Origin of the sequence: Trichocoleus desertorum AS-A10 (assembly GCF_039962155.1) — a bacterium.
Classification (GTDB): Bacteria; Cyanobacteriota; Cyanobacteriia; order FACHB-46; family FACHB-46; genus Trichocoleus.
The window spans coordinates 16,131-28,308 of record NZ_JAMPKN010000013.1; the positions used below are offsets into that span (position 1 = coordinate 16,131).

The 12,178-nt window shown below is 48.2% G+C and carries 13 protein-coding genes; 4 read left to right on the plus strand and 9 right to left on the minus strand.

From position 1 onward, the window contains the following. Nucleotides 1-43 precede the first annotated feature (43 nt). The 3 genes from NDA01_RS17290 to folD form a co-directional block, all read right to left on the minus strand. On the minus strand, nucleotides 44-511 hold the full coding sequence (locus tag NDA01_RS17290; protein ID WP_190438748.1) for a divergent PAP2 family protein: 468 nt from the start codon (nucleotides 509-511) through the stop codon (nucleotides 44-46). A 100-nt stretch (nucleotides 512-611) separates the two neighbouring features. Next, entirely contained in the window at nucleotides 612-1,538 is a 927-nt protein-coding gene (gene crtE / locus NDA01_RS17295; protein WP_348228919.1) for a geranylgeranyl diphosphate synthase CrtE, read from the minus strand. 89 nt (nucleotides 1,539-1,627) lie between these two features. Beyond that, entirely contained in the window at nucleotides 1,628-2,521 is an 894-nt protein-coding gene (gene folD / locus NDA01_RS17300) for a bifunctional methylenetetrahydrofolate dehydrogenase/methenyltetrahydrofolate cyclohydrolase FolD (protein WP_348228920.1), read from the minus strand. Between the two features lie 175 nt (nucleotides 2,522-2,696). Between folD and NDA01_RS17305 the strand changes: the two genes are divergently transcribed. The 3 genes from NDA01_RS17305 to NDA01_RS17315 are packed head-to-tail and all read left to right on the plus strand — an operon-like array spanning nucleotide 2,697 to nucleotide 4,396. Continuing rightward, complete coding sequence (locus tag NDA01_RS17305) at nucleotides 2,697-3,083, plus strand: hypothetical protein (protein WP_348228921.1); 387 nt, start codon at nucleotides 2,697-2,699, stop codon at nucleotides 3,081-3,083. Between the two features lie 26 nt (nucleotides 3,084-3,109). Beyond that, on the plus strand, nucleotides 3,110-3,595 hold the full coding sequence (locus tag NDA01_RS17310; protein WP_348228922.1) for an NUDIX hydrolase: 486 nt from the start codon (nucleotides 3,110-3,112) through the stop codon (nucleotides 3,593-3,595). 57 nt (nucleotides 3,596-3,652) lie between these two features. Further along, nucleotides 3,653-4,396, plus strand: a complete 744-nt coding sequence (locus NDA01_RS17315; RefSeq protein WP_348228923.1) for a M48 family metallopeptidase — start codon at nucleotides 3,653-3,655, stop codon at nucleotides 4,394-4,396. On the opposite strand, the gene NDA01_RS17320 is transcribed toward NDA01_RS17315, so the two are convergent. Beyond that, complete coding sequence (locus tag NDA01_RS17320) at nucleotides 4,393-4,809, minus strand: hypothetical protein (RefSeq protein WP_348228924.1); 417 nt, start codon at nucleotides 4,807-4,809, stop codon at nucleotides 4,393-4,395. The genes NDA01_RS17315 and NDA01_RS17320 overlap by 4 nt on opposite strands. 218 nt (nucleotides 4,810-5,027) lie before the next feature. On the opposite strand from NDA01_RS17320, the gene mutS reads away from it, so the two are divergent. Beyond that, entirely contained in the window at nucleotides 5,028-7,703 is a 2,676-nt protein-coding gene (mutS, locus tag NDA01_RS17325; protein WP_348228925.1) for a DNA mismatch repair protein MutS, read from the plus strand. On the opposite strand, the gene NDA01_RS17330 is transcribed toward mutS, so the two are convergent. From NDA01_RS17330 to NDA01_RS17350, 5 genes are all read right to left on the minus strand, one after another. After that, on the minus strand, nucleotides 7,700-8,413 hold the full coding sequence (locus NDA01_RS17330; protein WP_190551865.1) for a hypothetical protein: 714 nt from the start codon (nucleotides 8,411-8,413) through the stop codon (nucleotides 7,700-7,702). The genes mutS and NDA01_RS17330 overlap by 4 nt on opposite strands. Nucleotides 8,414-8,477: 64 nt before the next feature. Beyond that, complete coding sequence (locus tag NDA01_RS17335) at nucleotides 8,478-9,254, minus strand: hypothetical protein (protein ID WP_348228926.1); 777 nt, start codon at nucleotides 9,252-9,254, stop codon at nucleotides 8,478-8,480. A 61-nt stretch (nucleotides 9,255-9,315) separates the two neighbouring features. Then, the gene (locus NDA01_RS17340) at nucleotides 9,316-9,996 is read right to left on the minus strand and encodes an actin-binding WH2 domain-containing protein (RefSeq protein WP_348228927.1); all 681 of its coding nucleotides are present in this window, start codon (nucleotides 9,994-9,996) and stop codon (nucleotides 9,316-9,318) included. Nucleotides 9,997-10,077: 81 nt separating this feature from the next. Continuing rightward, nucleotides 10,078-10,803, minus strand: a complete 726-nt coding sequence (sfsA, locus tag NDA01_RS17345; RefSeq protein ID WP_348228928.1) for a DNA/RNA nuclease SfsA — start codon at nucleotides 10,801-10,803, stop codon at nucleotides 10,078-10,080. Continuing rightward, a complete protein-coding gene (locus NDA01_RS17350) occupies nucleotides 10,706-12,061 on the minus strand; it encodes a DUF3095 domain-containing protein (protein WP_348228929.1) in 1,356 nt (451 codons plus the stop codon). The genes sfsA and NDA01_RS17350 overlap by 98 nt, the downstream gene beginning before the upstream one ends. Nucleotides 12,062-12,178: the final 117 nt, after the last annotated feature.

Consider the following 12,178-nt stretch of genomic DNA (forward strand, 5'->3'; position numbering starts at 1 on the left):
GTCAGGGTAGCGAGCGACTGAACTATGCGCTCACACCCAACTCCTATACACCTCGCCCTAACATCGGTACGGCAAACCAAGAAATCGCGACGCCCAGCGCCGAACCCACGAAAACTTGCACAGGGGTATGGCCTAACAACTCTTTCAAGCGGGCTTCTGTAAACTCGTATTGTTCGTGTAGAACTTCATCAATAATTTGATTCAAAATCCGCGCTTGTTTACCCGCAGCTTGGCGCACACCAGCCGCGTCGTACATCACAATAATGGCGAAGATAAAGGCGATCGCAAACTCTGGTGTAGCCCAGCCTACGATTTGGCCTACACCAGTTGCCAGAGCTGAAACTAGAGCAGAGTGGGCACTGGGCATACCGCCCGTTTCTACAAGAGCGCGAATATTTAACTTGCGATTTTTGGCAAGTTCAACGATTACTTTTAAGACCTGAGCTACAAGACAAGACACAAGCGCAACGATCAGCACCCGGTTGTCTAGGATGTCGGCAAAGTCCTGCATGTTGGTTTGCTTGGGTTAGAGAACGTCGATCAGATTTTGAATTTTGAATTTTAGATTTCCTATAGCCGAATCTAAAATTCAAAATACGGCAACAGAAGGCTCAATGGGTACGAGCAGTGATGAAGTCAGCGATCGCCATCAGTGGTTGGGCTTTGGCACCGTAGTTAGCCAACTCTGCTTTGGCCGATTCCACCAGTCGCTGAGCTTGGTTTCTAGATTCTTCAATTCCCCAAAAGCTGGGATATGTGGCTTTTTGAGCTTGGAGATCCTTGCCTGCGGTTTTACCCAACTCTTCCTGGGTCGCCGTAATATCCAACACATCATCGACGATCTGGAAGGCTAAACCGATGTTTTGGGCGTAGCGAGACAGCCGTTGCAGATCGGCCTCTGCGGCTCCTGCTAGCAAAGCCCCGGAAATGACAGATGCCTCTAGTAAAGCGGCAGTCTTATGGTTGTGAATGAAATTGAGAGTTTCCAGAGAGACATCAGAGCGTCCTTCGGACTCTAGATCTACGACTTGGCCTCCCACTAATCCAGCCGCCCCGACCGCTCGACCTAAACGAGCAATTACCTTGAGGACCTGTTCAGCGGGGACATTGCGAGTTTGCGTGGCAATAAATTCAAAGGCGTAGGCGAGCAGTCCGTCACCTGCCAAGATCGCAATGTCTTCACCATAAACTTTGTGGTTGGTCAACTTACCCCGTCGATAATCATCGTTATCCATTGCGGGGAGGTCATCGTGGATCAGGGACATGGTGTGCACCATTTCTAAGGCGCAGGCGGTTGGCATGGCCATGTCTGCTGTGCCGCCGAGCAAGTTGCAAGTCGCCAGACACAAAATCGGGCGCAAGCGCTTACCTCCCGCCATCAGGGAGTAACGCATGGCCTCATAAATTTTCTCAGGGTAAACGACCTCGATGGAATGGTCGAGTGCTGCTTCAACCTGAACTTGCCATTCGCTCAGATAGGCTGATAGATCAAAAGGGGATTGCGGTTGGGACAAATGTGTTTCATCAGTCAAGACCATCCCTAGCTCTCTCCTACTCGTCATCTCAGGTTTTCTTCATCACAACTGGTTAGATTGCCAAAGGCTGCGCCATTCAGCTTCTATACATTCTACGGGGCTTGTTGCACGCCTTGATGACGTTGGATATAACTCCACACAGTATTTTGCAACAGCATGGCTACAGTCATAGGGCCAACGCCACCTGGAACTGGAGTAATGGCACTGGCAACAGACTTAACCGAGCCAAACTGGACATCTCCGACTAAGCGGCTTTTGCCTTCAGCATCGGTGACGCGGTTGATCCCCACATCAATCACTACTGCCCCTGGTTTCACCATGTCAGCCGTAATCATTTCTGGACGACCGACCGCAGCGATGACAATATCGGCATTGCGAATCACTGAAGCGAGATCTGGCGTTTTGGAGTGGGCGATCGCGACGGTGGCATCGGCTTCGAGTAGCATTAGCGCGATTGGTTTGCCGACCAAAATACTGCGACCAATTACTACGGCATGTTTGCCTTTGGGATCAATTTGATATTCTTTCAACAGCTCCATCACACCCGCAGGTGTGCAACTGCGAAGCCCTGGCTCACTCCGAACTAAGCGACCCAAGTTGACCGGATGCAAGCCATCGGCATCTTTGTCGGGGTCGAGTTGGTTCAGCAGCGCCACACCATCCAAATGCTCTGGCAGGGGTAACTGAATCAGAATGCCATCCACTCGCTCATCATGGTTTAGCGCTTGAATGATTTGCTCTAGCTCTGCTTGGGTCGTAGTCGCAGGTAAATGCTGGCCAAAAGAAGCCATGCCTACATTTGTGCAAGCTTTTTCTTTGCCTCGCACATAGGCAGCACTGGCAGGGTTGTCGCCTACCATCAGTACGGCTAAGCCTGGAGGACGACCATACTGAGACTGAAGCGACTGAATTTGTTGAGCCAGCTCTGCTTGAATTTTTTGGGCGAGAGCTTTACCGTCGATGAGTTGAGCGCCGTGGGATTGCATCAAGGTTTAAGAAACATCTGTAGTCTAAAGCTGTTCCAAACATTTGTATCGATGCTAGAACAGTGAAGTCATTCGCTTTCTTAGTGTCTCAGATTTGGTTCATCCTGTAATCGTCCACCTCAAATTTCACTTCATTTAGTTAGGCGATCGCGCGGCCATCTAGGAGTATGTGACCATGCTAGGGAAGATCCAGGCAATTCGACTTAGTGCTTTGCTGCTCGTGGCGGGTGTGGTAGGTTGCAGTCCCTTGCCTCAATCAGGGGCTGGAATGCTCATCCTCAGGCCCAATGTTGATGTGACAAATATTCAGGCATTGCAGCAAGAGCAACAACTGGATCGCGTTGTCCACATCCAAGGCAAGGTAGTACGGCAAGTGCCTTTAGTGCAAAAGCAAGCTTACGAGATTCAAGACCGAACGGGCAGCATCTGGATTGTGACGCAGAAGCAAGCGCCTAAATCCGGTGAAGCGGTATTAGTCAAGGGCAAAGTCCGTTACCAACAAATTCCCATCGGGAGTCAGGATTTAGGAGAAGTGTATGTTGAGGAGCAAACCAAGCTATAGGCTTGCTACCGTGATTCATAATCGCCATGACTACTAATTCAGCCCCATCGGAAAACCAGGCAGTGTCGGGAACTGTCAATGACGCTCGTCGCGCTGTCGCGATCGCCATTCTGCATCGAGACAATCAATTTTTGCTACAGCTACGAGATGACATTCCTGGTATTCCCTACCCTGGCTACTGGGCCTTTTTTGGGGGTCACTTAGAACCGGGCGAAGCTCCAGAGGAAGCCATACAACGAGAATTACTGGAAGAAATTGGCTACCAACCGCCCGCATTAACAAAATTTGGCATTTATGCCGACGATAAGGTGGTGCGGCATGTGTTTCAGGGACCGCTAACGGTTGGAATTGAAGCTCTAGTTTTGGGTGAGGGTTGGGATTTTGATTTCTTTACCATCGAAGACATTCAACGAGGCGATCGCTACTCTGAAATTGCTCAGCAAGTCCGTCCGCTTGGCCTGCCCCACCAGAAAATTTTGCTCGATTTCCTGTCACATCCGTGCAATCCCTAGCAACGCTCTTGCTTCAGTTCTGCTACAGTTTCTAGAGCCACATAGTTCCAAAGATTCATGAAGTCGCGATCGCTGCAACCGCAACTGGCGAATCTACCCAACTATAAAGTTCGAGAAAGCCATAAAGCGAAGCATGTCAACCTCAAAATCTCGCCCCATCACGGCTTAGAGGTTGTTGTCCCCAAAGGATTTGATCACCGTCGTATTCCCGAAATTTTACAAAAAAAACAAAAGTGGATTGATAAGATTGCTCGGCAATTTGAAGCGCAGCAAGAGTTTTTAACTCCCACTGCTGCTGATCAGGGAGTGACTGAGATTGTGTTACAGGCGATCGCGGAGACTTGGCGGGTGGAGTATGTCCCCACCACTGATCCTCACGTCGTCGTAACGGAAAAGCCAGGACAGCAATTACAGGTGAGAGGGGCTATTACCCATGCAGACTTCTGCCACAAAGCATTGTGCAAATGGCTCGCTCATAAAGCTCGCACTCATTTAGTGCCTTGGTTACGAATGGTCAGTCACGAAGTTCAGTTACCGTTTGAGCAAGCTTCGGTCAGGGGCCAAAAAACTCGTTGGGCTAGCTGTTCTCAAAACAAGATGATCAGCCTCAACTACAAGCTGTTGTTTCTACCCCCAGAGGTGGTGTGCTATGTGTTTGTGCACGAGTTGTGCCACACCATCCACATGAACCACTCTGCTGCGTTTTGGCAATTAGTGGGTGAAAAAGATCCAAATTATGAGCAGTTGGATGCTGAATTGCACAACATTTGGCGCTATGTGCCTGTGTGGGTAGAGCATTAATATGACGCCATAAAACTGATAACAGAGAACATTAGTAGGCCGCTGATACCAATTGCTATCCCAATCCATGTGGTTCTTTGGTCAAACTTTAAGAAGTCGGCTAGCATTTTCTTGGCTTTTAGATCGTTCTGAATTTCAGGCTGTTTAGTCAACTCAGCTAGAGGTTTGACGTAGTTATAGCCTGTGGAATAAAAGGGGCCAACGTCAGGTTTCCTGCGAATTCTTTCGTAAATTCCAGGGTGGAAATTCTCAAAATAAGCTAGAAGATTTTTGTACCGTTTTGCATAGACTATATTCAAGCCTGTTGCAGCAATTACGGAGAGAGCTACAGGAATAAGAGCAGCAACAGAGGGTCTGAATTGACCAATATAAACTTGTTTTTTTAAGATTGATGTGAGTATTAAGTAGTTCATAAGCTTTTCGGTCGTATTTGCAAAGACACAGTGTTGACGATCGCAATACTGCACTCTCAGAAATTATTTTGTCCATTGCAACGCGACCAAAGAATTTTTGCAAGGTGAATTGATTCGACTAGTACGGCCTGCAAGTTGAAGGCGATCGCCCTTCAATTACAACGAGGGGGAAACCCTTGCGCTAAAGTCAGTAAAGGCTAGTGCGTATTGTTGAATTTATGACCGTGTCTCCCGCTGCATCTGCTGTTCCTGACCCCACCAATGGCTTGCCAGAGCGATTAGCCAAGCACACCGTTCGCTACGCTGACCATCGCTCTGTAAATCGGGAAGAGTTGACCCCGATGTTTCGGCAGTATGTGGATGTGAAAGACCAATATCCCCATGCCATTCTGCTGTATCGAGTAGGCGACTTCTTTGAGTGCTTCTTTCAAGATGCGATCGCTGTGGCGCGGGAATTGGAACTGGTGCTGACCAGCAAAGAAGGGGGCAAAGAGGTGGGGCGGGTGCCGATGTCTGGGATTCCTCACCATGCCCTCGATCGCTACTCTGCTCAGTTGGTCGAGAAGGGCTACGCGATCGCCATTTGTGACCAAGTAGAAGATGCTTCAGAAGCTCAGGGGTTAGTGCGCCGAGAAGTCACCCGCGTTCTCACTCCGGGTACAGTGATCGAAGATGGCATGCTAAATGCCCGTCGCAACAACTTCTTAGCCGCAGTCGTAATTGCAGGTAGTCATTGGGGCTTAGCCTACGCCGATATTTCTACGGGAGAATTTTCAACCGCACAATCGAGTGAACTGGATCAACTGACGCAAGAATTGATGCGCTTGCAGCCTTCAGAAGTGCTCCTTCCCACTAATGCACCTGATTTGGGCGGGTTGTTGCGTCCCGGCGAAACTTCCGAACATCTGCCCGATTGCCTGCCAACGCAGTTTTGCTACACCCTGCGATCGCAAACTCCGTTCACGATTGGAGAAGCCAAGCCTCGGTTGATGCAGAAATTTAAGGTGCGATCGCTGGAAGGTTTGGGGTGTGAGCATCTACCTTTGTCTATTCGGGCGGCGGGGGGCTTGCTGGAGTATCTGGAAGACACGCAGAAGGAAACTCAAATTCCGCTGCAACTCCTCCGCACCTATACGCTGACCGACTACTTGATTTTGGATCATCAAAGTCGGCGCAATTTAGAAATTACCCAAACTGTCCGTGATGGCACGTTTCATGGCTCTCTGTTGTGGGCCTTGGATGAGACAGTGACGGCGATGGGGAGTCGCACGCTGCGGCGCTGGTTGCTACAGCCCTTGCTAGACATCAAAGGGATTCAAGCTCGCCAAGACACGATTCAAGAATTAGTCGAGAACGGCGCTCTACGAGAAGATTTGCAGCGTTTACTGCGTCAAATTTACGACTTGGAGCGGCTGGCAGGACGAGCAGGTTCTGGAACAGCAAATGCACGGGATTTGGTCGCTCTTGCCGACTCCTTTGAGAAGTTACCAGACTTGGCCAGCTTGGTGGCGACTGCGCGATCGCCCTACCTCAAAGCCTTACAAACAGTCCCCCCGCTTCTGGAGCAGTTAGGGGAAAACCTGCACGCACATTTGGTTGATTCGCCACCGCTGTACCTGACAGAAGGCAACCTGATTCGTCCGGGTGTGGAGCCACAATTGGACACCATGCGTCAGCAGTCAGAAGACGACGTGCAGTGGCTGAAAGATTTAGAGCAACAGGAAAGAGAGCGCACAGGTATTCCGACGCTGAAGGTCAGCTACAACAAAACCTTTGGCTACTACATCAGCATCTCCCGCGCCAAGGCAGAGCAAGCGCCGAAAGACTATATTCGGAAGCAAACCCTGACCAATGAGGAACGCTACATCACCCCAGAGCTGAAGGAACGCGAAGCTAGGATGCTGACAGCGCAGGAAGACCAAAAGCGGTTGGAATACGAGATTTTTCTAGGGTTGCGATCGCAAGTTGGCGAACAAGCTGACTTGATCCGCACGGTGGCAAAAGCGGTAGCAGCGGCAGATGTATTGTCTGCATTGGCAGAGATTGCGGTTTATCGCGGCTATTGCCGTCCTAAAATGGCTGCGGGTCGAGAAGTCACTATCGTTGAAGGTCGCCATCCCGTGGTGGAGCGATCGCTACCTGCTGGCTTCTTTGTGCCAAATTCAACCGAGTTAGGACAAGAAGCATCAGAAGCAGCACCTGATCTAGTGATTCTCACTGGGCCAAACGCCAGTGGCAAAAGTTGCTATTTGCGGCAAGTTGGGCTAATTCAACTGATGGCGCAGGTGGGGAGTTTTGTCCCAGCCCAGGCTGCGACTTTGAGTGTGTGCGATCGCATCTTTACCCGTGTGGGAGCGGTGGATGATCTAGCCACAGGTCAATCCACGTTTATGGTGGAAATGAATGAGACGGCGAATATTCTTAATCACGCGACACCGCGATCGCTGGTTTTATTGGATGAAATTGGTCGAGGCACCGCTACCTTTGATGGTCTCTCGATCGCTTGGGCCGTGGCTGAGCACTTAGCTACCGAAATTCGCGCCCGCACCATTTTTGCCACTCACTATCACGAACTGAATGAACTCGCTTCTATCCTGTCTAATGTGGCGAATTATCAGGTGACGGTGAAAGAGCTACCCGACCAAATTATCTTTCTGCATCAAGTGCGACCAGGAGGAGCCGATCGCTCTTATGGCATTGAAGCAGGACGCTTGGCAGGTCTCCCAGCTTCAGTGATTCAGCGGGCTAGACAGGTGATGAGCCAGATTGAAAAACATTCCCGGATCGCGATCGGACTACGCAAAGGAAGCCAAGTAGAAAATGCGAGTCGAGAGAAAAACGGCAAATCCTCAACGACTCAACCAACTGAACAATTGGATATTTTTGGTGCTTAGTTCTGCAATTTTTTGACTTCTTTATAAACACTCATCCCAATCTCTAAAGCTTCATTCAGCAGTCGGCCATATTCGCTAGCTTGGCTGTTGACTTCCAAGGTTCTGAGGGTGAGCAGATTATTTTCAATATTGACAAATAACTCCTGGCGGCGGGCGATAAAGCTTTTGTGTTGCCGCAGAATCTTTTCGGTCATTAAGGCACACACCAAACTTTCTCTAGTTACTCGGAGTGCTTCCAAAACCTCATCGCGATTAATTAAATTTGCAGGTAAATGTCCAATTGCTGCCAATTTATCAATAATTTCTACTGCTTTAATCACTTCGTTGTATTTATCGACTTCATCTAACAATTTTGCTAGCGGAACCAAGCTTTTTTGCTTACTCCAGAGATAAAAGTTCCAGCCCAACATGAGAATAAAGGCAATACTCAAGTTAATGGCGAAAAACTGTAATGCTTGCTGAACTTCCCCTCCTACTTGCGTCGAGTTTTGAGTCAGAACAAAGCCAACAGGTAGAGTAAAAACTAAGATTAGAACAAAAACAGAAACCTCTGTGAGGCAAAAGAAGAAGAGTTTTTTCGAGTCTCGCCATACTGAAGGACGATACGTGCCGCCAAAAATTCCCCCAACGAAAATATCATTAACATCTAAACCACTTAGAGTTTCCAACTCTCCTTCGCCAATCTTCAAAGCTTTGAGATCAGATTGCATGATGGCATAGCCCTTATCCTGATTAATTGCTTAGATGGTGCGCTCGCAAAAAGCAATTGTAGTTTTAGTTCGTCAAAATCTCCAGCAGTGATTGAATCACGCTGAGGTAAAAGTTGCCTTCACGGGGGCGAAACAGCTCAAAGGCTTGTCCGGGAGCACCGAAGAAAGGGCGTAGTGTCCAAGCTAGTTGGCAACCGACAAACGCATATAGACCCAACCAGAAACGCAGGATATTCGTACGAGTTTTGGCTGCTGGGTCTAGGTCTTTATTAGATTTTTTGCTTAACTTCTGGTCGGCATCTACTACAACAAAATCACTTTCAACATTGTCTACAACTGGAGCAGCCATAGCAATTTCTAGCTGCTCAGATTCAGGTCGCATAATTTGATAGAGATAGGAGATGCCGATGAATCCTGTGAGGGCAAAAATGACTACATTTAATAAAATAAAAAACTGATAGTTGCGAATTGTAATCAAGAAAAATAATGTCACAGGAGCAAAACTAAACAACAGTACAGCTGTAATAGAAATCGCTGTGAGTAATAGTGCTAAGTTCTGTCCAATACTTTGTTTGGAGCCAAAAAAGGCATTAAAAAAGTAGAGCGTTGGCAAACAAATGATTAGCGTAATCAGATAAAGGGCAGGTAACTTGATTGCAGAGGCAAGAACCTGGAGTGGGCTAGCAAAAGCTCCAATAATTCCTCCATAAATCGCCAGAAAAATTGAACTCGAAATTAGTAAAGCCGTAATCTTAGTTTTGAGGCGAGCTTTGTGATGAATCTCCTCGACAAAGTTCTCGCGATCGCGCAGCAACGTAATTAATACGGTGAAGTAGTTCATATTGTTATGCCACCAAAATCAATCCTGTAGTACGTAGCCTAATTGCTTCTAAAATCTAAAATCAACGCAAACCTAAAACTTCTAAAAATGACTGAATTACGTTTAGGTAGAAGTTTCCTTGCATGTCTCGAAACAACTCAAAGGGTTCTCCCGGTGCACCAAAGAAGGGGCGAAGCGTCCACCCTAACTGGCTGCCGACAAAAGCATAAAGAATCAGCCAAGACTGCAAGATTTGTGTGCGAGTTGCTTGCCCTGCTGAATCTTGAGGCGATAGCGCTTGAAGGCCGTGATACAAAAAATTAATTCCTAAAAAGCCTGTAATGCCAAAAATGATGACATTAAGCAGCTTGAAGAACTGATAGTTATCAATCGTCGCTAGGAAAAAGAGGGTGACTGGAGCAAAGCTAAATAGCAAAATGCTAATAATTGCTGCTGAACCTAACAAAACCACAAAGTGTTGGCCCAAAGTTAGTTTGGAGCCAAAGATGATGTTAAAAAAGTATAGAGTTGGTAGGCAAATAATTAGGGTAATCAGATAGAGCGCTGGTAGCTTTACTGCAGAAGATAGCGCTTGCAAAGGTCCAGCAAAAGCACCAATTACCGCTCCGTAAATGGCAAACAAAATAGAACTGGAAATTAGCAAAGAGGTGATTTTACTATTAAGCCGAATTCCCTGACGCACCTCATCAATAAAATCTTTGCGATCGCGGAGCAGTGTAATCAGCACCGAAAAGTAGTTCATAAACTCACCCGAAAGGGGGGTTCGCCTAACTACACAAGTGTTGTTGCCCATTACGGAAAAGCTGAGGCTGGTTGATGGAGGTTACAGCACCAGTTCAGCCAAGCCCAGGTAGTAAATACCTTCGGGGGTAATTTCAAAGCGGCAAGGCAACACTTCTAGCCCTTGAGCAACTGCTTCCCGCAACAACTTGCCGTAGGCAGGATCGCGATCGTCACCGGGGGCAAAGTGCGTACAGTCTCCCCGATTGATGAAGTAGAGCATGACGGGTCGTACTTCTGGAAGCAGCGCCGCCAATTCACGAATATGCTTTTGGCCCCGTGTTGTGACCGTGTCTGGGAAGCGCACCAAGCGATCGCCTTCGCACCAGGTTGTACTCTTCACTTCCAAATAAATTGGGCGCTCTAACTTCTCACCCGTGAGCAGAAAATCCACTCGACTTTTTTCTTGGCCATAAGCCACTTCCAATCGAATGTCACTATAGTCTCCGAGTTCGGGAATGAGTTTCTTTTCTAGGACTAGCTTGACAATGCGATTGGGCATGGCAGTATTGACCCCCACCCAAGTCGGCTCATGCTCATACACCTCAATTAATTCCCAAGTGTAAGGCAGTTTTCGTGTTGGGCTGTCACTGCGCGACACATACACCGAGCTACCTGGTTTAGAAATGCAGCTCATCGGCCCTGTATTGGGACAGTGAGCCGTAATCACTTCACCGTTGGTCAACTCGATGTCTGCGAAGAAGCGTTTGTAGCGCTTGAGGAGAATGCCGGGGTAAAGCGTCGGGTACTGGTAGATTAAAGCGGTCATCTGTATGAAATTCGAGTGAACTGCCACTTTGACGCTGGTTCACTTTTCGCAACTTCATCATCTTGACATAGGCTGACCAGTTTGCTGCTTTGCGCTGGAGTCGAGCTTTCATTGCTTTCGCGGCCAGAGCATACCCCCCGTCTGCACCATCAATAAAATGCACTTGCTGCCCATTGCGTTCAAACACTAAGCAGGTCATCAGGGCGCGATCGGATAGGTGGATTCCGTGCACCAACTTGCCCGCTTTGTATTGAGCTTCTAGATAGCTATTCAGTTGTTCCCGCTGGTCGGCTGTGCCCGCAATCACCATCCGCAGCATGTCATCAAACTTGCGGTAATCTGTGGCTGCTGTGACGATCTGTTTGTAAGCACCCCAATCTACGTCACCCACCTTAGTCTCAAATTTCATGAAGGACCGGCCGAGAAAATTTTCTAGCTTTTCCTTCAGCAAGTACATCTGTTGGGGTAGCCAAGCTTGAGAGGTGGCCCGTGCTTTTGCTTCCGGTAACAAGTTGGAATGCTGAAACGAAAGCTGAAGACTCTTGGCAGCAACCGGATGTAAATCTGCATCCTCGCCAAAAATTTCTTGGATTTTTTGAATAACGGTTCGGTAGGTCAGGTATTGCTCTTTTTTGGAACCCATTGCCAGCACCAAAATGCTGAGCACTTCGCCCCGCTGGTTAGGAATATCTTGCCAGCGGCACTCCAGACCCGAAAAATCAGGTTGTAGTGGTTGAGTTGAGGGTTTTAGCTGATAAGGATTATTCGGGATATCCTGCTTCACCATCTCAGTAGCGCAAGTTAGACCCCCGCCTGTAAATATTCCTTGGCTGTAGTTTTCTGAGACTTGCAACTTGGCCACTTTAATTTCAAAGCCAGCAGCCAAAACGTCGGTAACTGGAACCAGCCCCACTCTGAGATCTAAGTCAAATCTTGTTTTAGCAGCCTGTTGCGTCGCTAGTAGGGCTTGCTTCGTCTGCTCCAGCAAAGCGGGGGGAATCAAAATAGAAGCTTTGTCACCCCCAAAGACAAAGGGAATCTCGGCAGATTTAGCGACGTTGAGCACAGCCACAATTGAGCAAGCACCCAACAGATTGACATCTTTATAACGCCCTGCTTCTATGGCCTGGGTCGAACCCACAATATCTGTAATCACCACATGCCAGTCGTGGGGCAAATCCACAAAATTGTGCGGCTGGGTAATCTCGATAAACTCCTTGAGGCGCGGGAGCTGGGCATAAAATTGCTCGGTGCTCATAGGCTAACTCTGCCTTAGTTTCCGTATAGTGGCATGACTTAAGCACCCTGAAGAACTGCCTGAAACAGTTCCGCATCTCCAAAGCTTGAGTGAACTCAGTTGTTATCTTTGGGTTCG